Annotated in this window: 23 protein-coding genes and 1 pseudogene; 9 read left to right on the plus strand and 15 right to left on the minus strand. The window is 66.4% G+C overall.

Annotation, left to right across the window (positions count from 1 at the left end; translation table 11 throughout):
- The 4 genes and pseudogenes from Q0982_RS12725 to Q0982_RS12740 all read right to left on the minus strand — a co-directional run.
- Positions 1 to 308, minus strand: a pseudogene (locus tag Q0982_RS12725) (ABC transporter permease); the annotation flags it as partial.
- Between the two features lie 3 nt (positions 309 to 311).
- The gene (locus Q0982_RS12730) at positions 312 to 1,442 is read right to left on the minus strand and encodes an ABC transporter permease (RefSeq protein WP_299396107.1); all 1,131 of its coding nucleotides are present in this window, start codon (positions 1,440 to 1,442) and stop codon (positions 312 to 314) included.
- A complete protein-coding gene (locus tag Q0982_RS12735) occupies positions 1,439 to 3,067 on the minus strand; it encodes an ABC transporter ATP-binding protein (protein ID WP_322097016.1) in 1,629 nt (542 codons plus the stop codon). The genes Q0982_RS12730 and Q0982_RS12735 overlap by 4 nt, the downstream gene beginning before the upstream one ends.
- Positions 3,068 to 3,222: 155 nt before the next feature.
- On the minus strand, positions 3,223 to 4,230 hold the full coding sequence (locus tag Q0982_RS12740) for a BMP family protein (protein WP_299396109.1): 1,008 nt from the start codon (positions 4,228 to 4,230) through the stop codon (positions 3,223 to 3,225).
- A gap of 887 nt (positions 4,231 to 5,117) precedes the next feature.
- Between Q0982_RS12740 and Q0982_RS12745 the strand changes: the two genes are divergently transcribed.
- From Q0982_RS12745 to groL, 4 genes are all read left to right on the plus strand, one after another.
- Positions 5,118 to 5,327 (plus strand): hypothetical protein, encoded by a 210-nt coding sequence (locus tag Q0982_RS12745; protein ID WP_299396111.1) that lies wholly within the window; start codon positions 5,118 to 5,120, stop codon positions 5,325 to 5,327.
- A 140-nt stretch (positions 5,328 to 5,467) separates the two neighbouring features.
- The gene (locus Q0982_RS12750) at positions 5,468 to 6,409 is read left to right on the plus strand and encodes a sugar kinase (protein WP_299396114.1); all 942 of its coding nucleotides are present in this window, start codon (positions 5,468 to 5,470) and stop codon (positions 6,407 to 6,409) included.
- Between the two features lie 141 nt (positions 6,410 to 6,550).
- The gene (gene groES, locus Q0982_RS12755; RefSeq protein WP_299396117.1) at positions 6,551 to 6,865 is read left to right on the plus strand and encodes a co-chaperone GroES; all 315 of its coding nucleotides are present in this window, start codon (positions 6,551 to 6,553) and stop codon (positions 6,863 to 6,865) included.
- Positions 6,866 to 6,917: 52 nt separating this feature from the next.
- Positions 6,918 to 8,564, plus strand: coding sequence for a chaperonin GroEL (gene groL / locus Q0982_RS12760; protein ID WP_299396119.1), 1,647 nt, complete (start codon positions 6,918 to 6,920; stop codon positions 8,562 to 8,564).
- A gap of 78 nt (positions 8,565 to 8,642) precedes the next feature.
- On the opposite strand, the gene Q0982_RS12765 is transcribed toward groL, so the two are convergent.
- Positions 8,643 to 9,521, minus strand: a complete 879-nt coding sequence (locus tag Q0982_RS12765; RefSeq protein ID WP_299396121.1) for an MBL fold metallo-hydrolase — start codon at positions 9,519 to 9,521, stop codon at positions 8,643 to 8,645.
- Positions 9,522 to 9,730: 209 nt separating this feature from the next.
- Between Q0982_RS12765 and Q0982_RS12770 the strand changes: the two genes are divergently transcribed.
- From Q0982_RS12770 to Q0982_RS12785, 4 genes are all read left to right on the plus strand, one after another.
- Positions 9,731 to 10,063 (plus strand): helix-turn-helix transcriptional regulator, encoded by a 333-nt coding sequence (locus Q0982_RS12770; RefSeq protein WP_299396123.1) that lies wholly within the window; start codon positions 9,731 to 9,733, stop codon positions 10,061 to 10,063.
- A 13-nt stretch (positions 10,064 to 10,076) separates the two neighbouring features.
- Positions 10,077 to 10,607, plus strand: a complete 531-nt coding sequence (locus Q0982_RS12775) for a rhodanese family protein (protein WP_299396126.1) — start codon at positions 10,077 to 10,079, stop codon at positions 10,605 to 10,607.
- A 45-nt stretch (positions 10,608 to 10,652) separates the two neighbouring features.
- Positions 10,653 to 11,393 (plus strand): DUF2161 family putative PD-(D/E)XK-type phosphodiesterase, encoded by a 741-nt coding sequence (locus Q0982_RS12780; protein ID WP_299396128.1) that lies wholly within the window; start codon positions 10,653 to 10,655, stop codon positions 11,391 to 11,393.
- A 294-nt stretch (positions 11,394 to 11,687) separates the two neighbouring features.
- Positions 11,688 to 12,179: a PAS domain-containing protein gene (locus tag Q0982_RS12785; protein WP_299396131.1), complete on the plus strand. Its 492-nt coding sequence runs from the start codon at positions 11,688 to 11,690 to the stop codon at positions 12,177 to 12,179.
- Positions 12,180 to 12,213: 34 nt separating this feature from the next.
- Here the strand turns inward: Q0982_RS12785 and Q0982_RS12790 are convergent, their stop codons facing one another.
- Together Q0982_RS12790 and Q0982_RS12795 are read right to left on the minus strand one after the other, a co-directional pair.
- Positions 12,214 to 13,119 carry a ribokinase gene (locus Q0982_RS12790; RefSeq protein ID WP_299396134.1) on the minus strand — a complete coding sequence of 302 codons (906 nt, stop codon included), beginning with the start codon at positions 13,117 to 13,119 and terminating at the stop codon, positions 12,214 to 12,216.
- Positions 13,120 to 13,126: 7 nt separating this feature from the next.
- Positions 13,127 to 13,954 carry a class II aldolase/adducin family protein gene (locus Q0982_RS12795; RefSeq protein ID WP_299396136.1) on the minus strand — a complete coding sequence of 276 codons (828 nt, stop codon included), beginning with the start codon at positions 13,952 to 13,954 and terminating at the stop codon, positions 13,127 to 13,129.
- A gap of 240 nt (positions 13,955 to 14,194) precedes the next feature.
- Here Q0982_RS12795 and Q0982_RS12800 point away from each other — a divergent pair, with 240 nt between their 5' ends.
- Entirely contained in the window at positions 14,195 to 14,743 is a 549-nt protein-coding gene (locus Q0982_RS12800) for a hypothetical protein (RefSeq protein ID WP_299396139.1), read from the plus strand.
- Between the two features lie 200 nt (positions 14,744 to 14,943).
- On the opposite strand, the gene Q0982_RS12805 is transcribed toward Q0982_RS12800, so the two are convergent.
- The 8 genes from Q0982_RS12805 to Q0982_RS12840 form a co-directional block, all read right to left on the minus strand.
- Positions 14,944 to 15,390: an RbsD/FucU family protein gene (locus tag Q0982_RS12805; RefSeq protein WP_299396142.1), complete on the minus strand. Its 447-nt coding sequence runs from the start codon at positions 15,388 to 15,390 to the stop codon at positions 14,944 to 14,946.
- A 32-nt stretch (positions 15,391 to 15,422) separates the two neighbouring features.
- On the minus strand, positions 15,423 to 17,012 hold the full coding sequence (locus tag Q0982_RS12810) for a ribulokinase (protein WP_299396144.1): 1,590 nt from the start codon (positions 17,010 to 17,012) through the stop codon (positions 15,423 to 15,425).
- Positions 17,009 to 17,617 carry a dihydroxyacetone kinase subunit L gene (locus Q0982_RS12815; protein WP_299396147.1) on the minus strand — a complete coding sequence of 203 codons (609 nt, stop codon included), beginning with the start codon at positions 17,615 to 17,617 and terminating at the stop codon, positions 17,009 to 17,011. Before Q0982_RS12815 ends, Q0982_RS12810 begins: the two co-directional genes overlap by 4 nt.
- 6 nt (positions 17,618 to 17,623) lie before the next feature.
- The gene (locus Q0982_RS12820) at positions 17,624 to 18,616 is read right to left on the minus strand and encodes a dihydroxyacetone kinase subunit DhaK (protein WP_299396150.1); all 993 of its coding nucleotides are present in this window, start codon (positions 18,614 to 18,616) and stop codon (positions 17,624 to 17,626) included.
- Between the two features lie 194 nt (positions 18,617 to 18,810).
- The gene (locus tag Q0982_RS12825) at positions 18,811 to 20,349 is read right to left on the minus strand and encodes an ABC transporter substrate-binding protein (RefSeq protein ID WP_299396153.1); all 1,539 of its coding nucleotides are present in this window, start codon (positions 20,347 to 20,349) and stop codon (positions 18,811 to 18,813) included.
- Between the two features lie 109 nt (positions 20,350 to 20,458).
- A complete protein-coding gene (locus tag Q0982_RS12830) occupies positions 20,459 to 21,565 on the minus strand; it encodes an ABC transporter ATP-binding protein (protein WP_299396155.1) in 1,107 nt (368 codons plus the stop codon).
- A 2-nt stretch (positions 21,566 to 21,567) separates the two neighbouring features.
- Positions 21,568 to 22,677 carry an ABC transporter ATP-binding protein gene (locus Q0982_RS12835; protein ID WP_299396158.1) on the minus strand — a complete coding sequence of 370 codons (1,110 nt, stop codon included), beginning with the start codon at positions 22,675 to 22,677 and terminating at the stop codon, positions 21,568 to 21,570.
- Positions 22,678 to 22,681: 4 nt separating this feature from the next.
- Positions 22,682 to 23,521 (minus strand): carbohydrate ABC transporter permease, encoded by an 840-nt coding sequence (locus Q0982_RS12840; protein WP_299396160.1) that lies wholly within the window; start codon positions 23,519 to 23,521, stop codon positions 22,682 to 22,684.
- Between the last annotated feature and the right edge of the window lie 15 nt (positions 23,522 to 23,536).

Genomic DNA, 23,536 nt, shown 5'->3' on the forward strand with positions numbered 1-23,536 from the left:
ACCAGGATGTTGATGGCCACGCCGCTGACCACCTGGTTGCCGCGGTGGGTGATGCAGGCAAAACCGTGCAGCAGGGCCAGCGCCACGGAGACGACGATACCGGCGCCGAGCGCCAGCCAGGCGGAGCCGGTGACCGCCGCCATCGCAGCCGCGGCAAAGGCGGCGGCCAGCATCTTGCCCTCCAGGCCGATGTCGATGACGCCGGAGCGCTCGGCGAAGAGCCCGGCCATGGCGCAGAGTACCAACGGCGTTGCCACGCGGAAGGTGGCGTCGATGGAAAGCAGCAGGTTGAAGAGCAGCCCTTCCACGGATCAGCCCTCCTGCCCCGCCGGGCGCTGGAAGCCGCCGGCGATGCGCAGATAGGCCCGCTCGATGGGCCCCTTCATCATGAAAGCCAGGGCGCCGGAGAAGAGAATCACCAGGCCCTGGATGGTCACCACCAGTTCGCGGGTCACCTTCGGCTCCTCGAAGGCCAGTTCCGCGCCGCCCTGGTAGAGCATGCCGAAGAGCAGGCTGGCGAGCACGATGCCGACGGGGTGGTTGCGGCCCATCAGGGAGACCGCGATGCCGGTGAAGCCGTAGCCGGCGGTGAAGTTCAGCAGCAGGCGGTGGTGAACGCCCATCACCTCGTTGATGCCGACGAAGCCGGCCAGCGCGCCGGAGACCGCCATGGCCAGCATGATCACGCGGCGCGGGTCGATACCGGCATAGATCGCCGCGGTCTCGTTGGCGCCGACGGTGCGGATCTGGTAGCCCCAGCGGGTCCGCCAGATAAAGGCCCAGACCAGCACGCAGCAGATCGCCGCCCAGACGACGGAGAGGTTCAGCGGCGAGGGCGTCACCTGCATGCCGAACCAGCCGAAGACCTCGTGTATGAAGGGGAGATGGCCGGAGGGCGCGAACTCGCGGCTTTCCGGCGACATGGAGCCCGGCTGAATGAGGATGTTCACCATCAGGTAGACCATCAGCGCCGAGGCGATGAAGTTGAACATGATGGTGGTGATGACGATGTGGCTGCCGCGGTAGGCCTGCAGATAGGCCGGGATCGCCGCCCAGCCGGCGCCGAAGGCCGCGGCCAGCAGGATCGAGAGCGGCAGGATCAGCACAAAGGGCAGGGTCGAGTCGACCAGCAGGATGCCAAGGCCGACGCCGAGGCCCCCGATGTAGGCCTGGCCCTCGCCGCCGATGTTGAAGAGCCCGGCGTGAAAGGCGACGGCGACCGCCAGGCCGGTGAAGACGAAGTTGGTGGTGTAGTAGAGCGTATAGCCGATCGCCTCGTCGTAGCCGAAGGCGCCGAAGAGGATGATCTCAACCGCGGCGAAGGGATCGACGTCGATGGTCCAGAGGATGATGCCGGAGACGAAGAAGGCCAGCGCGATGTTGACCAGCGGGATAAGCCCGATGTCGACCCAGCGCGGAATGCTGCCCGGCGCCGCGCTCATGCGCCCGGGGCCTCCGGCGCGGCGGCTGCCGGCTGCGCCTCTTCGCCCCGCTCCGGCGCCGCGTTGGCCATCATCAGGCCGAGCAGGCGCTCGTTGGCTTCGTGGGCCGGCAGCTCGCCGACGATGCGCCCTTCGAACATCACGACGATGCGGTCGCTCAGCGACATGATCTCCTCCAGCTCCACGGAGACCAGCAGCACCGCGGAGCCCGAGTCGCGCATGGCGATGATGTTGCGGTGGATGAACTCGATGGCGCCGATGTCGACACCGCGGGTCGGCTGACCGACCAGCAGCAGGCGCGGCCCGCGCGAAATCTCCCGCGCCAGGATCAGCTTCTGCTGATTGCCGCCGGAAAAGTTGGCGGTCTTCAGGCTGGCGTTGGGCGGCCGCACGTCGAAGTCCGCCATCTTCCGGGCGCAGTCTTCGTGGATCACCTCTTGGTTCATGAGCACGCGGCCGTTGTAGGCGGGATCGTTGTGGTAGCCGAGGATGGCCGACTCCTCGGCGGCGAAGGTGCGCACGAGGCCGCTGCGCAGCCGGTCCTCCGGCACATGGGCCACCTTGAGGTCGCGCATCGTGGCCGGGTCGAGCGGATGGGCGGCGGAGAACATCTGCCCCATCATGGCGAAGCGTCCGGCGCTGATCGGGCGGATGCCGGAGAGCAGATCCAGAAGCTCGCTCTGACCGTTGCCGGAAACGCCGGCAATGCCGACGATCTCTCCGGCGCGCACCGAGAAGCTGACATTGTCGACCCGCTTCACACCGACGCGGTCCACGAAGGTCAGGCTCTCCAGCGCCAGAACGGTCTCGCCGGCCTGGGGTGCCGCCTTGTCGACGCGCAGCAGCACCTTGCGTCCGACCATCAGCTCGGCCAGTTCCTCCTTGCTCGTCTCGCCGGTCCTGCGGTGGGCGATCATTTCGCCGCCGCGCATAACGGAGACATGGTCGGTGACCGCCATGATCTCCTGCAGCTTGTGGGTGATCAGGACGATGGTCACCCCCTGCTGGCGCAGGGAATCGAGAATGCGGAAAAGCTGATCGGTTTCCTGCGGCGTGAGCACGCCGGTCGGCTCGTCGAGGATCAGGATGTCGGCGCCGCGGTAGAGCGCCTTCAGGATCTCGACGCGCTGCTGCTGGCCCACCGGCAGGTCGCCGGCCAGGGCATCCGGGTCGACCTCCAGATCGTAGTCCCGTTCCAGACGTTCCAGTTCGGCGCGCGCGGCGGCGACGCTGGACGTCAGGATCGCACCGGACTCCGCGCCCAGCATGATGTTCTCAACGACCGACATGTTGTCGACCAGCATGAAGTGCTGGTGGACCATGCCGATCCCGGCGGCGATGGCATCGTTGGAAGAGCGGATCCGCGTCGGCACGCCTGCAATGAGGATCTCGCCGCTGTCGGCTTCGTAGAAGCCGTAGAGGATGCTCATCAGGGTCGACTTGCCGGCGCCGTTTTCGCCGATGATGCCGTGGATCGACCCCGGCCGGATGTTCAGCGAGACGTCCTTGTTGGCCTGAACCGGTCCGAAAGCCTTGTTGATGGACCGCAGCTCGATGGCCGGCGCGGCGCCGGCGTCCCCCGGCGGGCCCGCATGCTGTTCCTGGCTTTCTTGTTGATGAGACAAGGGTCGTTCCCGGGCCGGCGGCGGCAGCACCCAGAAAACGCACCCGAGCCACGGCAGGAAGCCGAGAGGTCAGTTCCTGCCGTGTTCGGGTCCGGACATCTGGATCAAGCCTGGTGGATCAAGCCTGGTGGATCAAGCCTGGACGACGGCTGCGCCTAGTAGGAGCAGCTGTTGTCGCTCATGTAGTCGTGGACACTGAGCTTGCCGGAAACAATGTCCGCGGCCGCGGCTTCCACCTTTGCCATCATGTCCGCCGAGACCAGGTCCTTGTTGTACTCGTCGAGCGCCCAGCCCACACCCTCTTCGGCCAGACCCAGCACCTGGATGCCGGGGGCCCAGCTGCCGTCATGGGCGTCCTTGAACGCCTTGTAGGCCGCGACATCCACGCGCTTCAGCATGGAGGTCAGCATGGTGCCCGGCTGCAGGTGGTTCTGGTTGGAGTCGACGCCGATGGCGAACTTGCCGCTGTCCTTGGCGGTCTGATAGACGCCGACGCCGGTGCCGCCGGCAGCCGCGTAGATCACATCGACACCGCGGTCGAATTGGCTCTTGGCAAGCTCCGACCCGCGCGTCGGATCGTTCCAGGCGGCCGGTGTCGTGCCCGTCATGTTCTGCAGGACCTCGGTGTTGCCGCTCACGTGCTTGGCGCCCTGCTCGTAGCCGCAGGCGAACTTGCGGATCAGCGGAATGTCCATGCCGCCGACGAAGCCGACCTTGCCGGACTCCGACTTCAGCGCCGCGATCATGCCGACGAGGAAGGAGCCCTCGTGCTCCTTGAACACCACCGAACGGACGTTCGGCAGGTCGACGACGGAATCGATGATCGTAAAGCGGGTGTCCGGAAATTCCTTGGCCACTTTTTCGAGGGCCGGCGCCTGGGCGAACCCGACCCCGATGATCGGGTCGGCGCCGCGCTGGGCCATGCGCCGCAGCGCCTGTTCGCGCTGGGTTTCGTTGGTGACCTCAAACTCCCGGTAGGAAACGCCGGTTTCCTTCTTGAACTTCTCAACCCCGTTGAAGACGCCCTCGTTGAAGGACTTGTCGAACTTGCCGCCCATGTCGAAGACGACCGCCGGCTTGATGTCGTCGGCGACCGCGGCGGTCGCCGCAAGGGAGGTCGAAACGAGCAAGGCCGCCGCCGCGGCCGTCAGAGTGCGTACCATGAAGATGCCTCGCCTGAGTTCTTGTTCTTCGCTTCATTCCGCAGTGCAAGATCCGGCCGGTAAGGCCCGGAATCCGCTGCGTCCAAGCGCCTACGCTACCATGCTCGCCCAGAAGCGCCAGATGAAATTCGCGCGCCTTCGGGGGACTCCCTGGGGACCGAATGATGCGAAGCGGTGGCTGCGGAGGGAGCCGTGGAAAAAAGAAAGCCGGGCCACCCCGAAATCGGAGAGCCCGGCCAGTTGGCTAGGGATCTAAACCACTGTGAGGCCCAGGATGCCATGCAGGCTGCTGTTCGCACCTGCACACCGGCCTGGGACCCGGGTACCCGTACGGGCAAATCGTACGGGGGAGTTCCGGTTGGGGGGTGAACCGGATACTGACGTTCTGTCGTCGCACGACCCAAAGACCGGGGCCAAGGCTGCTGCCGGCTGCGGCGGAGAACCGACCGCCGGGCGCCAGCGAACTGCGCTTCAGGCCGCTTTGGCCGCCTGCCCTGCATCGGCGCTAACGGAGATGACGCTAACCCGCCTTTGTTAGAGACATCTTTCCGCGGCATGACAATTCTGTCACAGGCGACGCTGCCCGCGGGCAGCCGGGACGGGAGGCCGCGGACCGCAAGACCCGAAGAATCGGTTTTCAATTTTCGGTTGTTTTCTGGTATTGTTTTTGTGGGCAAATTTGGACCACGGCCACAACCAAGGGCAGCAGTCAAATTGTCACAAATAGATCAGATCATTCTCATACCTATGGTCCACTATGTCGAAAGTGGTTCGCGATGGAAGCTTTGCTTGCGAATGGCTGTCTCTTCTCAGGGTGACCAACGCGTCGAACAGTGACCCTTGAGCATAGCGCTCCCCGGAAGCCAACTCTTCGAAAGGCAGACTTCATGATCAATCCCTTCGCAGTTCGTTACAGTGCCGGTGCCGGCTCCGCCTGGATTCAGGGAGAGCCCGCGATCGAGGAGATGCTGCGCGATGCAGTCATTCAGGCGGTGCTGAAACGCGACGGACTGACCGAAGAGGATCTGGTCGCTGCGATCGCTCTTGGCCGCCGGCGCCTGCGCCCTGCGCCGGCAGCGGACATCCGCGCCGCCTGACATCCCACATCTGCGGCTGATCCATCGGGTCCGCCGCGCTTGCCCTGCGCCAAGCCAGCCGCTATTGCCTAGGCCGTTGTTCCTGACGGGTACGCCCGGCAGGGAGGGCAGACCTTCAACAGCACGGCGGCGTCCTTCCCATGCTGCGCATCGCAAGCCTCGGCGAGTGCATGATCGAACTCTCTGAGAGCACCGGCAGCCTCGAAGGCGGCGGCCTGAACCACGACGGCGCCGCCGCCATGCAGCGCACCTTCGGCGGTGACACCCTGAACACTGCGGTATACCTGGCGCGCAGCCTGACGCCGGGCAGCGGCAAGGTCTCCTACGTCACGGCCCTGGGCGACGACCCCTTCAGCGCCGAGATGATCGCCGCCTGGCAGCGCGAGGGATTGGAAACCGGGCTCGTCGAACGCCTCGCCGGTCGCCTGCCGGGCCTCTACATCATCCGCACCGATGGGCAGGGGGAGCGGACCTTCCACTACTGGCGCAGCGCCGCGGCTGCCCGCGAGATGCTGCGGGCGGAGCGGGCGGGCGGCCTGGCCGAGGCGCTCTCCGGCTTCGACCTGATCTATCTGTCCGGCATTACCCTCGGCATCCTCGATGCCGACAGCCGGGAGCGGCTTTACCGGCTGCTCGAGACCCTGCGCGGCAGCGGCAGCCGCATCGCCTTCGACACCAACTACCGCCCGCGGCTCTGGCGCGACAGGGCGGAAGCGCAGGCAGCCGTGCGGCGCACGCTGTCGCTGGCCGACATCGCCCTGCCGACCCACGAAGACGAGGCCGCACTGTTCGGCGACGGATCGCCTGAAGCGACGGCGCAGCGGCTACACGGCCTGGGGGTCGGCGAAGTGGTGGTCAAGTGCGGCGCCACACCCTGCCTTGTCAGTCTTAAGGACCGGCAGGCAAGGGTCGCCGGCGAAACGGTCGCGCAGCCGGTGGACACCACCGCCGCCGGGGACTCCTTCAACGGCGCCTACCTCGCGGCACGCCTGGGCGGCGCCGGCGCCGAAGAGGCCGCCGCCGCCGGCCATGCGCTGGCCGGACGGGTGATCCGGACCAAGGGCGCGATCATCCCGGCCTGACGCCCCCACAGGGTGCCGAAAAATAGCCCCAGCGGCGCTCTTGACGCCGGCGCTCGAATTCCCAAGTGCATCCTACGTTAGCACTCCTGCGAGGAGAGTGCTAAGATCGTGCCAGTCCACATCCAACAAGGGGAAAGTTCGATGAAATTCAGACCTTTGCATGACCGGGTCGTCGTCCGCCGCGTCGACGAGGAGGAGAAGACCGCCGGTGGCATCATCATCCCGGACACCGCCAAGGAGAAGCCCAGCCAGGGCGAGGTGATTGCCGTCGGGCCCGGCGCGCGCAACGACAAAGGCGAGCTGATCGCGCCGGACGTCAAGGTCGGCGACCTCGTCCTCTTCGGCAAGTGGTCCGGGACCGAGGTGAAGATCAGCGGTGAAGACCTCCTGATCATGAAAGAATCCGACATCATGGGCGTCCTCGAAAAGACCAAGGCTTCCAAGAAAGCGGCCTGAGCCCCCTCGGGCTAACAACAGGCGCCACCCAAACACGGAGGAACATCCCAAGATGGCTGCAAAAGACGTCAAGTTTTCGACCGACGCCCGCGAGCGCATGCTGCATGGCGTCGACGTTCTGGCGGATGCGGTCAAGGTCACCCTGGGTCCCAAGGGCCGCAACGTCGTTCTCGACAAGTCCTTCGGTGCCCCGCGGGTGACCAAGGACGGCGTGACCGTCGCCAAGGACATCGAACTGAAGGACAAGTTCGAGAACATGGGCGCCCAGATGGTCCGCGAAGTCGCATCCAAGACCAGCGATATCGCCGGCGACGGCACCACCACGGCCACGGTGCTGGCCCAGGCGATCGTCCGCGAGGGCGTAAAGGCGGTGGCGGCCGGCATGAACCCCATGGACCTGAAACGGGGCATCGACAGCGCCGTGGAGTCTGTGGTTGCGGACCTGCAGAAACGCTCCCGCAGAATCGCCTCCAACGATGAGATCGCCCAGGTCGGCACGATCTCGGCCAACGGCGATGCCGAGGTCGGGGCGATGCTGGCCGAGGCCATGGAGCGCGTCGGGAACGAGGGCGTGATCACGGTCGAAGAGGCCAAGTCGCTGGAGACCGAGTTGGAAGTGGTCGAAGGCATGCAGTTCGACCGCGGCTACCTCTCGCCCTACTTCGTCACCGATGCCGACAAGATGCAGGCGGTGCTGGAAGACCCCTACATCCTGGTTCATGAGGCCAAGCTCAGCGGGCTGCAGTCCATGCTGCCGCTGCTGGAGTCGGTGGTGCAGTCCGGCAAGCCGGTGCTCGTGATCGCCGAGGACGTGGAGGGCGAGGCCCTGGCGACCCTGGTGGTGAACCGCCTGCGCGGCGGCCTGAAGGTGGCGGCGGTCAAGGCCCCCGGCTTCGGCGACCGGCGCAAGGCCATGCTGCAGGACATCGCCATCCTGACCGGCGGCACCGCGGTCTCCGAGGACGTCGGGATCAAGCTGGAGAACGTCACCCTGGACATGCTGGGCCGCGCCAAGCGGGTGATCATCACCAAGGACGAGACCACCATCGTCAGCGGCGCCGGCAAGAAGAGCGACATCCAGGCCCGCTGCAGCCAGATCAAGGCGCAGATCGAGGAGACCACCTCGGACTACGACCGCGAGAAGCTGCAGGAGCGGCTGGCCAAGCTGTCCGGCGGCGTGGCGGTGATCCGCGTCGGCGGCGCCACCGAGGTCGAGGTAAAGGAACGCAAGGACCGCGTCGACGACGCGCTTCATGCGACCCGTGCCGCGGTCGAGGAAGGCATCGTTCCGGGCGGCGGCGTTGCCCTGCTGCGGGCGGCCGCCAAGCTGGACAAGCTGGAGGGCGACAACGAGGACCAGAAGGTCGGCATCCGCATCGTGCGCAAGGCGCTTGAAACGCCGCTACGCCAAATCGCGGTCAATGCCGGTGCCGACGGCTCCATCGTCGTCGGCAAGGTGCGCGAGCAGAAGGACCAGCAGTCCGGCTACAACGCCCAGAGCGGCCGCTATACCAACCTGGTGAAGGACGGGGTCATCGACCCGACAAAGGTGGTGCGCGCAGCCCTGCAGGATGCGTCCTCCATCGCGGGCCTGCTGATCACCACAGAAGCCATGGTCGCCGAGAAGCCGGAGGACAAGGCTCCGGCCACGCCCGGCGGCGCCCCCGATATGGGCGGTATGGGTGGCATGGGCTTCTAAACGCAGACTGAACCAATGCGCTCCGGGGCCGGTCATCGACCGGCCCCTTTTCTTTTGGTCCGGCGCCTGACCTGCCGCTCAGAGGCCGTCGACCGGGATCTTCAGGTACGAGATTCCGTTGTCTTCCGGTTCCGGCAGGTGACCGGCGCGCATGTTCACCTGCACCGCCGGCAGCAGCAGCACCGGCATGGATAGCCCGGCGTCGCGCCCTTCGCGCAGGGCGACGAAGTCCTCCTCCCCCACCCCGTCGTGCAGATGGATGTTCTTCGCCCGCTGCTCGGCCACGGTGGTTTCCCAGGCGAAGACATCGCGCCCCGGCGCCTTGTAATCGTGGCAGAGAAACAGCCGCGTCTCGGTCGGCAGCGCGAGAATGCGTTTGACCGAGCGATAGAGTTGGCGCGCGTCACCGCCGGGAAAGTCGGTGCGCGCCGAGCCGTAGTCGGGCATGAAGAGGGTGTCGCCGACAAAGGCGGCATCGCCGATGAGGTAGGTAATGCAGGCCGGCGTGTGGCCCGGCGTCGCCAGGACCTCTGCTGTCAGACCGCCAATCGCAAAGCGCTCGCCGTCCTGGAACAGATGATCGAACTGGCTGCCGTCGGCGACAAAGCCGCCGTCCAGATTGTAGACGCTGCGAAACGCCTCCTGCACCCGGCAGACCTCGGCGCCGATGCCGATGGTCCCGCCCAGTTGCTGCTGCAGGTAAGGGGCGGCCGTCAGATGGTCGGCATGGACATGGGTTTCCAGGATCCAGTCGACGCCCAGGCCCTGCTGGCGCACGAAATCCACGATCCGGTCTGCCGAGGCGGTCGAGCGGCGCCCGGATTTCGGATCGTAGTCGAGGACGGAATCGATGATGGCAGCGCGCTCTCCGCCGGCCTCGGCCACCACATAGCTGACCGTGAAGGTCGCCTCGTCGAAAAACGCCGTCACCTCCGGCCGGCTGGCCGCTTTGTTCATCGCTGCACTCCCTGGCCGAATCGCTCGTCGAGTCCCTGATATAGGGGAGTCCCTGATATAGGGGAGCCCCTGATATCGGGGCCGCTCCCTGCCTCTTCCATAGCCTGCCCGCACCGGCGGCCACAATCCCGGCCATGCGCCCGGCAGCCCAGCCGGCCTTGACCGAAGCCCATTATCTTCATATATACGAATATATGAATATTCAAGAGATGCAGCAATCCGCCACCAGGGCGGCCGATCTGATGAAGGCGCTGTCCAGCGAGAACCGGCTGATGATCCTCTGCCAGTTGGCGGAGGAAGAGAAGACGGTCGGGCGTCTGGCCGAGACCCTGGGGCTCCGCCAGGCAGCGGTCTCGCAGCAGCTTGCCCTGCTGCGCAAGGACGGCCTGGTCGCGGCCCGGCGGGAGGGGCAGCAGATCCACTACCGGCTGAACGGGCGGGAGGCACGGGCGGTGATCGCCGTGCTCTACGACCTCTTCTGCCGCGGCAGCCGGGAGCAGACGGAAGACACAGAGTCCGGCGCGCTGCAGGACGCAGGCTAAGGAGATCCGGAAAATGCAGACACTGAAGACCATCGGCGCCGCGGCGGCGAAAGCCATGCTGGACAAGGATCAGGCCGTCCTCATCGACATCCGCGAAAGCGACGAGTTCGCCCGGGAACATATTCCCGGAGCGCATCACGTGCCGCTGTCCGGTTTCGACGCGGCCGACTTCCCCGGCGCCCGCGACAAGGTCGCGATTTTCCACTGTGCCAGCGGCAGCCGTACGGCGGAGGCGGCACCGCGCATCCTGGAGACCGGCTTCGCCTCGGTCTGCCAGCTGGAGGGCGGGCTCACCGGCTGGAAGACGGCGGGCATGACCACTCTGGTCAACCGCCGGGTGCCGATCTCCATGCAGCGTCAGGTGCAGATCACCGCGGGCCTGATGGTGCTGTTGGGCGTCGTTCTGGGTTTCGCCCTCTCGCCCTGGTTCTTCGCGCTGTCCGGCTTCGTCGGCGCCGGCCTCACCTTCGCCGGCCTTTCCGGCACCTGCGGCATGGCCAAGCTGCTGGGCCTCATGCCGTGGAACCGTGCGCTGACGGCCTGAGCCCTCTTCTGGCCCGCCCAGGCCTCAGGCGCTAGACTCGCGGGCGTGGGATTCGCCAAGGAAGAAGATCTCTACGCCCCCGTCAAAGCCTTCTTCGAGGGCCAGGGCTACGTGGTGAAGGCGGAGGTGCGCGGCTGCGACCTGGTCGCCCGGCGCGGCGCGGAACCGCCTGTTATCGTGGAGCTGAAGACGGGCTTCACCCTGCCGCTGGTGCTGCAGGGCATCGACCGCTTGGCCCTCAGCGATCATGTCTATCTGGCCGTGGGTGTGGCGGCCGCGCCCGCCCGCGGCAGCCTGTGGCGCCGCGAACGCCGCGGCATCCGAAAGCTCTGCCGCCGTCTGGGCCTGGGGCTGCTGGCGGTCCACGAAGCAAGCGGCGGCAAGGATCCGCTGGTGGAGCCGCTGCTGGATCCCCTGCCCTACCAACCGCGCCCCAACCGCAAGCGCCAGGGTCTGCTGCTGAAGGAGTTCGCCCACAGGGTCGGCGACCCGAACACCGGCGGACAGACGCGCCGGCCCATCGTCACCGCCTACCGCCAGGCCGCGCTGAGCTGCGCCGTGCTGCTGCGCGAAAACGGCCCGACCAAGGCCGCCGCGGTGGCGGAGGCAACCGCCCTTGCCACCGCCCAGCGCATCCTGCAGCGCGACGTCTACGGCTGGTTCCATCGGGTCGACCGCGGCATCTATGCCCTCTCGCCCAAAGGCGAGGAAGCGCTCGCCCTCTACGCGGACGTGGTGACGTCGTTATCGGAGCACCGTGAGGCTGGAGCCACCGGCCAAAGCTAGCGTGCGCTGAAGCCTCTAGCCGTCAATTCGCCCCGGCGCAAGTCCTGGCCGAAGGTTGTCTTCCACATCTCGTTGACGCCCGCGGCATAGCGCGCCAGCACTGCCGCGTTCTGGGCCTAGGGCGCCTGCCCCGCGCCGGGAGCCATCGGCGAATGGGATCCGCAGACATTCGACCGGCGGCTCAAGACCGCCTGGCCCGTCAAACAAAACGTTCTGACTATTTCGAATTGTTTAGGTTTCTTCCCCTAATCTCGGCCACGCTGGAGAGAGACGAAACCCCGAGGGGAAAAGGCCGTGCCGCACCCATCGCCATCCGCGCGCAGTTTCCTGGAACGCTGCCCGCAGGAGGTCGCGGAGATCTTCCGCTACTGGGAAGAGAAGTGCGGCAACCGTGCGATGCCGCGGCGCGCCGATATCGCCCCTGAAGACTTCGTCCGGCATCTGCCGGGCATTCTGCTGGTCGATGTCGAAGGCCTGGACGCGAGCGGGGTCGGCATCTACCGCTACCGGGTCGTCGGTACGGCCGAGGTCACCCTGCGCGGCCACGATCCCACCGGCAAGCGCATCGAAGAAGGCTTCTGGGGGCCGACTCTGGAAGATGTCATCGATTCCTACGAGTTCGTCCGGAAGAACCGGACCTTCCTTTACGACCCGAACGCCTACGTGACGCCGGAAGGCCGCCTCAGCAAGGAAAGCACGATCTTCCTGCCGCTGTCGGAGGACGGCATTTCCGTCACCCAGGTGCTGGTCTACTCCATCAGCCACGAGAGAGACGTCGGCGTCTGACCGGCCGACGTTTCGTCCATCGACCGTTGTGCCGTCAGGTCAGTTCGGAAAGCTGTTCGACGATCTCGGCCCCTTTGGGCAGGCTGGGCTGCGCGCCCACGGACCGGCAGGCCAGGCTGCCCGCCACGGCGCCCTGGCGCAGGGCCCGGTCCATCGTCTGATCCCCGGCAAGGGCGGCGGCGAAGGCGCCGACAAAGGCGTCGCCGGCGGCGGTGGTGTCAACCACCTCGATCGCCAGGGCCGGCACCGAGAACCGGCCCGAGGGTCCGAAGGAGCGCGCACCGGCGGGCCCCAGGGTGACGATACAGTCCAGTTTGAAGTCGGCGGCGATCTTCTCGGCGATCGCTTCAGGGTCGCTCCCCGCGATGCCCAACTGCGCGCCAAGCTGGCCCGCCTCTGTTTCGTTGACCACCAGAACGTCGAGCTGGCGCAGCGTCGCTTCCGGGATCGGACCGGCCGGCGCAAGGTTCAGGACGACGCGCGCCCCTTTCGCCTTGGCGATCTCGACCGCCTTCCAGTTCTCCGCATGGGTGACTTCCATCTGCAGCAGCAGAACGTCCCCCGGGGTCAGCCCGGCCGCAGCAAGCTGTTCGGCCCGGCTGTCGAGATTGGCGCCGCTGGCAACAAAGATCAGGTTTTCGCCGGCGGCATCGACGGCGATGAACGCGCAGGCGGTCTGCTCCGGGCTCTCGGCGACCAGGCTCAGGTCCACGCCGCCGTCGCGCATGCCGGAGAGCGCGAGATCGCGAAAACCGTCATTGCCGACAGAGCCGATGAAACGCACCGGCGCGCCCGCGAGCGCCGCCGCCAGCGCCTGGTTCGCGCCCTTGCCGCCGGGCACCACCGTGTAGGCCGGGCCGGTCACCGTCTCCCCGGGTGCCGGCAGGTGCTTCACCTGTGTGACGAGGTCGGCACTCAACGACCCGAAGACAGTGATCATGCCGCGATCATGCCGCCGGTTCTTGCCTGGACTTGGCAGTCCTGGCCGCACGCTTCGCCGGCTGGCGCTTTGCCTTGCCGGCGGGCTTTTTGGCTCCACGCTTGGCGGAGGTACCGTTGGTTGCGGATTTCGGATTGTCGCGGCGCGGCGGAGGTTCAACGGCCATAGCCTCGCCTTTGGGGAGGTCCTTGGTCTGCTTTCCGTAGCTCTTGAAGCGGGCCAGCACGTTGTTCATCTCGCGCTTGTTCAGGATGTTCGGCTTACCCACCTGACGTGCGATCCAGTACTGCTGGGCCAAGGTCTCCACCTCGCCCGCCAGCCACAGGGTCTTGTCGAGATCCTTGGCGAAGCAGATCATCCCGTGGTTGGCCAGAAGGCAGGCCGAGCGCCCCTGCAGTGCCTTCAACATGTTGCCCGAAAGCTCCTGCGTTCCGAAGGTCGCATAGTCGGCGCAGCGGATGTTGGTGCCGCCGGCAACCCCGATCATGTAATGGAAGGCCGGAATGCGTTCCTGCAGAGAAGCGAGCGCCGTGCAGTAGATCGAGTGCGTGTGCACAACCGCCCCGGCTTCCGGCTTGTTCAGGTAGATGTCGTAGTGCATCCGCCACTCGCTCGACGGCAGGTAATCGCCGAAGTAGCCGCCGCCGAGGTCCATCTCCACGATCTGCTCAGGCTTCATCTTCTCGTAGGGAATGCCGGAGGGCGTAATCAAGAATCCGCCCTCGATACGGGCTGAGATGTTGCCGGAGGTGCCCTGATTGATCCCCAGCTCGTTCATCTTCAAACAAGCCGCGATGATCGCTTTGCGCAGGCTGAGATGCGTTGGATTGGCCATGGTGCCCCGTCACTTGGCTGGAATGGAGCCGGCACTCTATCCGCCGCACCCCGCCGGTTCAACCTCACCCCAATGAAAAGGCCGGAAATCCGGGGCAGAGGGCGGTCCTAGGGGGTCTCTGAGGCCGCCCGGAGGACTCGCCTGCGCAGACATCATTGAAACGATTATTCCCCTGAGAGGACGTCATCCGGAAACGGCGGGCCGCCATGCTGCAGGCTCCATCCTGTCCGGAGAGAGTCGATGCCGAAGGCCCTCACCCTTTGGGCGCTGGTGTTCAGCGCCCTGGTCGCCGTCGCCTGCGAAGCCGTGCCGTTGAGCGAAAAGTCCAGGGGCGCACCCGGGACCGCGCTGGACCTCCAGCCGCCGGACGGTTGGGCCTTGGCACACTCCATAGAGGAAGAAGGTGACCGCAGCGCCAGCCTCTGGCTGCGGCACGACGAATCCCCGGATGCCTGGACACAGCGCGTCGCCCTGCGGTCCTGGACCGGCAAAGGCCGCGGCGAGGGCAGCCTGCGCAGGCTGCTGGACCGGCGCATGAGCCAGTTCGAGATGAGCTGCCCCGGCGCCCTTACCTGGCGCGTCCTGGAGGACCGCGGCCACGGCCTGCTCTACGAGGTGGTCGCCGAACCCTGCCTGGGGTTCGCGGCCCATCACATGATCGGCTATCTGATGGAAACCGCCGCGGGCCGCCACGACCTGAGCTACATCCGCAAGGGCGGCGTTTTGGCCGAAGGGCCGCGCCATGCCTGGCTCACCTGGATCCGGCAGTTGCAAAGCGTGGCGATCTAGGCTGCTTTCCTGTGCATCCGAGCCCACCTCCCGTCATCCCGGACTTGATCCGGGATCCATGTTTCCGCCCGCACGATCTCTCCTGACCGATATCGCGGCGGCTCCGGAATGGACCCCGGATCAAATCCGGGGTGACAATGTGGAGGAGCTGCCGACGGCGTGCGCGTTCGGGTCATCAGAGCGAACCACTCCGATGCGAATCAGAAGAAGATCACGCCCTTTTTCAGCAGGAAGCAGCCGTAGGCCCGCCCCTCGGTCGTGGCGACCACGGCGTAAGCCTTCTTCGCCTCCTCGTAGAAAGCGAAGCGCTCGATGGAGGCCATCGGCAGCGCCTGCCCCTCGGCGTCGTCGATTTCCCGCTGCACGTCCTGCTGAACCTCCGGGATCTCGTCGGGGGCTCCGACGATCTCCATGCGCCGGGCCGGTGCCTCGACGAAGCTGTCCAGCGGAAAGACCGACAGGATGGCGCGCACCGCCTGGACCGCATCGACGCCGTCGAGCCGCACCAGCTTGCCAACCACGGTCTGCCGTGCCACCGAGTCCGCCGGGAAGTTGGCGTCGACAACGACGAGATCGTCGCCGTGGCCCATGGCCGCAAGCACCCGCAGCAGATCGGGGCTCAGGATAGGATCGATGTTCTTCAGCATGGCCTGGGACCTCCCTCTTTCGTCACGACAGACTAACCCTGATCCGGCCCCTGATCCGGCCCCTGATCCGGCCCCTGATCCGACCCCTGATCCGACCCCTGATCCGACCCCGCGGCGAGCGGCCGGGTGATGCCGGAGAGCGCCGGGTAGGCGCGCTTGTAGGCCTCGTAGAACGGCCGATAGGCATCGTGCCGTTTCGGATCGGGCTCGACGACCCGTTCCACCGCCACCATGGCATCGGCCGCCGCGGGGATGTCCGGAAACTGCCCGGCCGCAACCGCCGCCAGAATGGCGCAGCCCAGGCTCGGCGCATCGGGCACCCGGGTCAGGCTCAAGGGCACATTGGACACATCCGCGTGGATCTGCAGCCAGAGATCAGAGCGTGTAGCGCCGCCGGCGATGACGATCTCGCGCGGGCGGAAGCCATTGCCGCGCATCGTCTCCAGAATGTGTTCGCTGCCGAAGGCGATGCCTTCGATGATGGCGCGGAACATGTGGCCGCGGCCATGCTTCAGGGTGAGCCCGGCGAAGGCGCCACGCGACAGCGGATCGGTATGGGGCGTGCGGTTGCCCTGGAAGTGATCCTGCGCAATGAGGCCTTCCGAGCCGGGCGGCAGGTCCTTCGCCTCCGCATTCAGGTCGTCGTAACTGACCCCGCCGCCCAGCAGATCGCGGAACCATTTAACCACCGAACCGGTCGAGGTCTGGCCGCCCTCGACCACATGCAGGCCGGGGATGACCGCATCGGCGTAGGTGCCCCAGATGCCGGTGCCGTGAAAGGCCATCTCGCTGAGCCCGAGGTGCAGGTGGGAGGACCCGGTGAGAAAGGCCAGAGAACCCGGGCGCACGACGCCGAGGCCGATCATGCCGATGAAGGCATCGGCGCCACCCTGGGCCACCGGCAGGTCCTTCGGCAGGCCCAGGTGCTCAGCGGCCCGCGCCGTGAGCCCGCCGATCACCGCCCCCAACGGCAGCACCTCCGACGGCCACTTGTCCATCAGCGCATCGATCCCGAGCCTGGCCAGAAGCTCGGGCTGAAAACCGCCGTCGGCGGCCAGGTAGTGCCAGCGGATAGCCGCGTTGTTGATGCTGGCCACCCGGCGCCCCGTGAGATGATAGTTCAGGTAGTCCTGGTATTCGCAGACGGTTGCGGCACGGTCGAAAACCTCCGGCTCGTGGCGCTGCAGCCAGAGCGCCTTGGGGATCATCCATTCCGCCGAAACCGGGCCGGCCCCGCCGCCGTTGATCTTCAGCGCCGCATCGCCGCTGGCAACGACGCGCTCGGTCTCCTCCGCCGAGCGTACGTCCATCCAGATAAGCGCCGGGCGCAGCGCCTCGCCCTGCTCGTCCAGGGCAACGACGCTGCAGCAGGTGGTGTCGACGGCGAGCGCCGCCACCGCTTCCGGTGCGATGCCGGCCTCCTGCACCGCCTGGCGCACCGAGGCGCCGAGGGCCGCCCACCAATCTTCCGGGTCCTGCTCTGCCCAGCCGGGCTGCGGGAAGTCAGTGCGGTAAGCCGTCGCCGCGAAGGCCAGCGGCCGGCCGGCAAGATCGAAGACACCGGCGCGCAGAGACTCCGTGCCGCCGTCGATGCCGATCACATAGGGGCCGTCGCCGCTCATCCTTTCAGCCCCTCCAAGAGCGCGCGGAAGGCCAGCATGCCGGGATCGTCCAGGCCGACCGACTTCTCCGCGAACATGCGGGCGCGCCCCTGGCGTGCCGGCTGGCCGCGCATGCGCTCCATCGTCTCCTCCGTCGCCTGCAGCGCCGCCTGATGCAGCGGGCCCGGCGCGTCCAGGCCCTCCGTCGCGGCGCGGGCCGCGTCCAGCACGTCCAGCACGGTCTTCTCGCCCAGTGCACCCTTGCCGCGCGCCATCATCGCCTCCAGCGCGCCGCCCAGCAGCGCCGCCGTCTCCGACCAGGGCACGGCTTCGCGCCCCTTGCAGGCCTTGGCCGCCGCCATCAGCCCCGTCGCCAGCAAGGTGCCATAGCTGGAGCCGGAGGTCTTGGTGAAGGCCTGGGCGCAGCGCATGAAGGCCATGCCCAGATCGCCAGGCAGCTCGTCGGCAATCTCGATCAGCCCGCGGGCGCCGCGCTGCATGGTGACGCCAAGATCGCCGTCCCCCAGCTTGGCATCGGCCTCGTTGAGGAAAGCCGCCTGCGCCTCCAGGTGCGCCGCCAGTCCCGGCAGGACGGCTTTCAGATCTTCGGAGGTAAAGGCCGCCATGCTGGCCTAGACCTGCCAGAAGGCGCAGGCCGCGGGCGCCTTCAACAGCGCCTCCAGTTCGTCGTCCAGACGGCACCAGGTGAAGGTGGCGCCGGTCATCTCCATGGAGGTGGCGTAGCGGCCGACCAAGGGCATGACCATGGTGACGCCGAGGTCGTCGAGGCGCGCCTTGGCACGGCGGTACATGATATAGAGCTCCTCCGGCGGGGTGGCGCCCAGGCTGTTGACCAGCAGGGAGATACGGTCGCCCTTGGACAGGGGCATGTCGGCCAGCAGCCGGTCGACCATCTCGTCGGTGATGGCATCGGCAGGTTTCAGCTTGTCGCGCCAGATGCCCGGCTCGCCGTGAATGCCCATGCCCATTTCCATCTCGTCCTCGCCGATCTCGAAGGTCGGCTTGCCGGCCTGGGGCACGGTGCAGGGGGTGAGCGCCATGCCGATGGAGCGGCAGGCATCGGCGGTCTTCTGGGCGATCCGCGTCACCTCGTCGAGGTCGGCCATTTCCTCGGCCTTGGCGCCGGCGCACTTGAAGGCATAGACCATGCCGGCGACGCCGCGCCGTTTGGCCGCCTCCTCCGGCGGGGCGGAGACGATGTCGTCGGCCAGCAGCACGGTGGAGGAGGCGATGTCCTCCATCTCCAGCATCTCGCCGGCCATGTCGAAGTTCATCACGTCGCCGCCGTAGTTGCCATAAAGACGCAGGATGCCGGCCCCGCCGTCGGCCCGGCGCATGGCAGCGGCCATCTGCTCGACAGAGGGTGAGGCGAAGACGTCGCCGATGGCCGCGGCATCCAGAAGCCCCTTGCCGACATAGCCGGTGAAGATCGGCAGGTGGCCCGAACCGCCACCGGTCACGATGCCCACCTTGCCCTGGGTGGCGCCGCCGGCGCGGGCGATCACCCGGGCTTCGGGTTGGGCATAGAACTCCGGATGGGCCATGCAGAGGCCCTCCAGCATCTCGTCCACGTAGCTGAAGGGGTCGTTGAGAATCTTCTTCATGATGCCTGCCTTCCGTCGGGGGACTCACCGGCCAAACCGGCACCGCGTTGGCCAACCAATGCCCCCCACCCTAACCCTCCCCCACAAGGGGGGAGGGAAAGGATAGCCCAGATGCCCCCCTCTTTGGTGCCCCCTCCCCCTTGATGGGGGAGGGATGGGGTGGGGGTGACGCTTACTTCCGCGATGTCAGACGCTCAGATCTTGTAGCCGAGCGCCCGGGCCCCATCGATGAAGTTCTTGTACTGCCGCTTCTGGCTGTCGAGGCCGAGTTTCTGGGCGATCTGCGCCCATTCCTCCGCCGCCTCGTCCAACGCCTGCTGGCTGGTCAGTTCGCCGGAGACGGCCTTGGAGATGTTGCGCCCCAGGGCGTCGGCATATTCCGGCGTGCCTTCCCAGAAGAACTGCGGATAGCCGACCTCGACGTTGGCAAGACCGGCGTCGAGGTGGTTCTTCGCCGTCTCGAAATTCTTGAAGATGCCGGCATTGGTCGACCACAGCTCGTTGTCGGTGCCGCGCTGCGGGTTGGCCTGCAGATAGAGCTGCGCCGCGGCATCGCCGTAGTGGGTCTTGCCGTAAGGATCGGAGCCGCAGTACTCGTCGGCCACCATCTCGTTGGAGTAGTCGGGATGGGACATGCGGTAGATGAAGTAGAAGGCCGCATCCTTCACATCCTGCGGGATGTTCTTGGGGATGGAGGCCGTGCGGCACCACAGCGAGATCGCCCGGTTGGTGATCGAGCCGTCGTCGTTCAGCCAGCCCGGCACGATGGCGCCGCGCTGATCCTCCGCCAGCTCCGGACCCTGCTGCTGGACCGTGAACTCGGAGAGGTCGATCCACCAGACCGACATGACGTCGGAGCCGGACTGCCAGCGCTGGATGGTGGTGCCGATATCCATGGCCTCGGCGCCCGGCGGGCCGAACTTGATGATCTCCTTGTAGATATCGAGGCTCTCCGCCGCCTTGCCCTGGTTGATGGTGGGGTTCATGTTCTCATCGAAGTAGTTCACCCCGGCGGAGGCGGCGATATCCATCCAGAAGCCCCAGCCGAAGTTCGGCGGATTCACGACCATGGAGGTGCCGTAGACGCCCTGGCTGCTGAGTTCCTCGGTGAAGAACTGGGTGGCGTCGACGAAGTCGAGCCAGGTCTTCGGCACTTCCAGCTCGCGCTGGAAGCGCTTGGAGAACTTGCTCTGCAGCTCCGCATCCTGGAAGTAGCTGTTGCGGTAGTGCAGGATGTGGATGTCGCCATCCAGCATCACGCCGTAAGTCTTGTTGTCCCACTTGGTGTAGAACTCGCGGTAGGCCGGCATCACCCAGTCGAGATAGTCCTGGCTGCCTGCGTACTGCGCGAAGTAGTCGTCCAGCGGCTCCAACTGGCCGGTCTCGGCGAAGGCGCCGAAGAACAGGCTCGGGAACTGCACCCAGTCGAAGCGCGGCCGGCGGGACAGGAGCTGCGGCAGGATCTTCGCCACCGCGTCGCCGCCGTCGTACATCTCGCGGCTCTTGATGCCGACGCCTGCCTCTTTCATGAGGTGCGGCGAGAGCCAGAGTGGCGAGTGCAGCCAGTTGGAGTCCTGGAAGTAGGTCAACTCCACATCCTTGAAGAGCTTCTTGCCCGGCGGCACCGCCGTTGCGCCCAATGAGGCGCCGGGCATCAGACCCCCGGCCGCCGCGGCGCCGGCGGCCGCCCCTTGCAGGAACTTTCGCCGCGTAAATCCGCTAAAGAGACCCATAGCTGCTTCCTCCCTCTTCGATTGGCCGGCCCTCTTCGGTGCCGGGCGGTTCCGCGCCTTGAGAGATCGACCGCCGAGGCCGGTCCCTGCGCGCCTGTCTTCTGACCGTCTAAAGAATAATCAACTCCGTCTTGCCACTGAACACCATCACGTCGTCGAGCGCGTAGTGCACCCGGACCTTGTCGCCGCGCTGCGCCGCGGTGTCGGCGTCGACGACGGCGCGAAAGGTCTGCTCGCCATTGACCATGGTGAGGATGGAGCGCTCGCCCAGGTACTCGTTGATCGCAACCTCCGCCTCCAGCGCCGGCAGACTGGGGTCACCGCCCAGATGCAGCGCCTGGGGGCGGATCCCCACGGTCAGGTGCTTTTCGCTCCAGCGTGCGATGCGCTGGGCGTGGCCCTCTTCCAGCAGGATTTCCAGCTCCGTGCCCTGCACCTTGAGGACGGTGCCGTTCGCGCCGGAAACGAGCTCCGCCTCGAAGAAGTTGGTCGGCGGCTCGCCGATGAAGTCGGCCACGAAGACGTTGGCCGGCGTATGGTAGAGATCGTTGCGCGTGCCCACCTGCTGCAGCTCCGCGTGGCTCATCACCGCCACCCGGTCGGCCAGCGCCAGGGCCTCGACCTGGTCGTGGGTCACGTAGACCATGGTCTTCTTCATCTCCTGATGAATGGCCTTCAAATCGAAGAGCATCTGGAACTTCAGGTGCGCGTCGATGTGGCTCATCACCTCGTCGAGGATGAAGACTGCCGGATCGCGGATCAACGCCCGGCCCAGGCTGACGCGCTGCTGCTGGCCGCCGGAAAGGGCACCGGGACGCTGATCGAGGATGTCGTCGATGCGCAGGATCTCGGCAATCTCCCGCGCCTTTTTGCGGCGCTCGGCCGGTGCGACGCCCCGCACCTCCAGGGGAAAAGCCAGGTTCTCCTCGATGGTGAAGTTGGGGTAGAGCGCATAGGTCTCGAAAGCCATGGCAACGTTGCGGGCCTGTGAATCCAGCTTGTTGACCAGGGTGTCGTCGAAATGGATCTCGCCCGAGGTGATATCCTCCAGCCCGACGATCATGCGCAGGGTCGAGGTCTTGCCGCAGCCCGAGGGGCCGAGCAGCGCGACGAACTCGCCATCGTTGATGGTGAGGTTCAGGTCGCTCACCGCATGCACCTCGTCATGGCGCGAGCGGTAGACCTTGTTCACATCCTTCAGGGAAACCCGCGCCATATCTAGGCCACCATCACGTTGCGGCCGCTCTCGGCATCGAAGTAGAGAAAGGTCTCGTTGCGCAGGGCAAGGCGCACCGGCTCGCCGTGCTGGAAGATCGCGTTGGGCGGCGTCAGAGCGGTCAGCCTTACGCCGCCGCTCTCCGCCACCAGGATGCCGGCAGCGCCCAGGGCTTCGTAGATCGACACCGTGGCGTCGACGACGGCCTCGCCATCAGCTGCCGCGCCATTGGCCACCACCTGGACGTGCTGCGGGCGGATGCCGACGGTGATGCGCCCGGCGCTGCGGCCGGTTAGCACGGGCCGATGCGGCCCCGCCACCGGCAGGGTGAGACTGGCGCCTTCCGCGGTGAACTTCAGGTCGTCCCCGGACGACGCCAGCGAGGCCTCGACCACGTTGATGCTGGGCTGGCCGAGGTGCTGGGCAACCAGCAGATGCTGCGGCTGCTGGAACAGCTCCCGCGCCGAGCCCACCTGGATCAACCCGCCGTGGCCCATGACGCCGATGCGGTCGCCCAGCGACAGCGCCTCGGCATAGTCGTGGGTGACATAGAGCGTCGCCACGGAGCGCAGTTCCTCCAGGGTATGGAACTGCAGGCGCAGCTCATGGCGGATCTTGGCGTCGAGATGGCTGATGGGTTCGTCCAGCAGAAAAACGTCAGGCTGGGCGACGAGGGTGCGGCCCAGCGCGGTGCGCTGCTTCTGCCCGCCGGAGATCTCCCCCGGGCGGCGGTTCAAAAGCTGTTCGATGCGCAGCAGCTCCGCCACCGCCACCACGGTTTCGGTGATCTGGCTCTTGGGCAGGCGGCGCGCCCTGAGGGGGCTGGCAATGTTCTCGAACACCGTCAGATGGGGGTAGAGCGCATAGCTCTCGAAGGTCATGGCGACCTTGCGGCGGTAGGGCGGCAGAGCCGTCAGGTCGCGCCCGCCGACCCGGATGGTCCCGGCATCGGGCCGCTCCAGCCCGGCAACAAGGCGCAGCAGCGTGGTCTTGCCGATGCCGCTGGGGCCGACGACCACGAAGAACTCCCCCTCCTCGACGGTCAGGTCCAGGCGGTCGATGACCGGGAAGTCCCAGCCTTTGCAGAGCCCTTCGATTTCGAGCTTCGCCACCGCGCTAACCTTTCACGACGCCGAGGGAAAGGCCGCGCACCATGTAGCGGCGCAGCAGGATGAAGAGGATCACCGGCGGCAGCATGGCGATCAGGCTGAAGGCCATCTGCAGGTTCCAAAGGGTCTGGCTGCCGTGGGTGAAGGTCGGGATGACGATGGTGTAGGTGCGCACATCCGTGCCGACCAGAAGGTTGGCGAAGAGGTATTCGTTCCAGGCGAAGATCCAGCACAGCATGGCAACGGAGATCATGCCCGGCAGCACCAAGGGGAGAGTCACCTTGAAGAAGGCGCGGAGAGGCGTGTAGCCGTCCAGATAGGCGGCCTCCTCCAGCTCCCGGGGTGCGTCGCGGAAAAACACCATCATGAGCCAGGTCGCCAACGGCATGTTGAAGACCAGATAGAGGATGATCAGGGAGATGTGGCTGTCCGTGCCCCAGGGCGTGGCGTCGAAGAGAAAGAACATCGGCAGCACCACGGCCACCGGCGGGAACATGCGGTTGGAGAGCACCCAGAAAGCCAGGTTCTCGCCGCCGGCCTGGCGCGGAAAGCGTGCGAAGGCGTAGCCCGCCAAGGTCCCCAGGAAGAGCGAAGCCAGCGTGTTGCCGGTGGCGATGATGAAGCTGTCCACCAGGGCATTGAAGTTGGAGGCCTCGGCAAAGACCGAGACGAAGTTCTGCGGATGCCAGACTTCCGGCCAGAAGGTCGGGATGGTGCGGTTGGTCTCCGCCGCCGACTTGAAGGCGGTGATGATCTGCCAGTAGAAGGGGAACAGCGTGATCAGCAGCCAGAGCCCCATGAAGGAGAGGAACAGCAGCTTGACGAGGCGGTAGTTGGATCTGCTCATGACGCCGTCCTCACG

Source organism: Pelagibius sp. (assembly GCF_028281305.1).
Taxonomy (GTDB): Bacteria; Pseudomonadota; Alphaproteobacteria; order Kiloniellales; family Kiloniellaceae; genus Pelagibius.

What these genes read in the sequence shown, in the direction of transcription:
- Q0982_RS12740 (WP_299396109.1), bottom strand. Translation starts at nt 4,230, where the DNA reads ATGGTACGCACTCTGACGGCCGCGGCGGCGGCCTTGCTCGTTTCGACC.
- Q0982_RS12825 (WP_299396153.1), bottom strand. Translation starts at nt 20,349, where the DNA reads ATGGGTCTCTTTAGCGGATTTACGCGGCGAAAGTTCCTGCAAGGGGCG.
- Q0982_RS12800 (WP_299396139.1), top strand. Translation starts at nt 14,195, where the DNA reads ATGCCGAAGGCCCTCACCCTTTGGGCGCTGGTGTTCAGCGCCCTGGTC.
- Q0982_RS12805 (WP_299396142.1), bottom strand. Translation starts at nt 15,390, where the DNA reads ATGCTGAAGAACATCGATCCTATCCTGAGCCCCGATCTGCTGCGGGTG.
- Q0982_RS12745 (WP_299396111.1), top strand. Translation starts at nt 5,118, where the DNA reads ATGATCAATCCCTTCGCAGTTCGTTACAGTGCCGGTGCCGGCTCCGCC.
- Q0982_RS12770 (WP_299396123.1), top strand. Translation starts at nt 9,731, where the DNA reads ATGCAGCAATCCGCCACCAGGGCGGCCGATCTGATGAAGGCGCTGTCC.
- Q0982_RS12795 (WP_299396136.1), bottom strand. Translation starts at nt 13,954, where the DNA reads ATGGCCAATCCAACGCATCTCAGCCTGCGCAAAGCGATCATCGCGGCT.
- Q0982_RS12830 (WP_299396155.1), bottom strand. Translation starts at nt 21,565, where the DNA reads ATGGCGCGGGTTTCCCTGAAGGATGTGAACAAGGTCTACCGCTCGCGC.
- Q0982_RS12840 (WP_299396160.1), bottom strand. Translation starts at nt 23,521, where the DNA reads ATGAGCAGATCCAACTACCGCCTCGTCAAGCTGCTGTTCCTCTCCTTC.
- Q0982_RS12790 (WP_299396134.1), bottom strand. Translation starts at nt 13,119, where the DNA reads ATGATCACTGTCTTCGGGTCGTTGAGTGCCGACCTCGTCACACAGGTG.
- groES (WP_299396117.1), top strand. Translation starts at nt 6,551, where the DNA reads ATGAAATTCAGACCTTTGCATGACCGGGTCGTCGTCCGCCGCGTCGAC.
- Q0982_RS12775 (WP_299396126.1), top strand. Translation starts at nt 10,077, where the DNA reads ATGCAGACACTGAAGACCATCGGCGCCGCGGCGGCGAAAGCCATGCTG.
- Q0982_RS12815 (WP_299396147.1), bottom strand. Translation starts at nt 17,617, where the DNA reads ATGGCGGCCTTTACCTCCGAAGATCTGAAAGCCGTCCTGCCGGGACTG.
- Q0982_RS12765 (WP_299396121.1), bottom strand. Translation starts at nt 9,521, where the DNA reads ATGAACAAAGCGGCCAGCCGGCCGGAGGTGACGGCGTTTTTCGACGAG.
- groL (WP_299396119.1), top strand. Translation starts at nt 6,918, where the DNA reads ATGGCTGCAAAAGACGTCAAGTTTTCGACCGACGCCCGCGAGCGCATG.
- Q0982_RS12820 (WP_299396150.1), bottom strand. Translation starts at nt 18,616, where the DNA reads ATGAAGAAGATTCTCAACGACCCCTTCAGCTACGTGGACGAGATGCTG.
- Q0982_RS12730 (WP_299396107.1), bottom strand. Translation starts at nt 1,442, where the DNA reads ATGAGCGCGGCGCCGGGCAGCATTCCGCGCTGGGTCGACATCGGGCTT.
- Q0982_RS12750 (WP_299396114.1), top strand. Translation starts at nt 5,468, where the DNA reads ATGCTGCGCATCGCAAGCCTCGGCGAGTGCATGATCGAACTCTCTGAG.
- Q0982_RS12810 (WP_299396144.1), bottom strand. Translation starts at nt 17,012, where the DNA reads ATGAGCGGCGACGGCCCCTATGTGATCGGCATCGACGGCGGCACGGAG.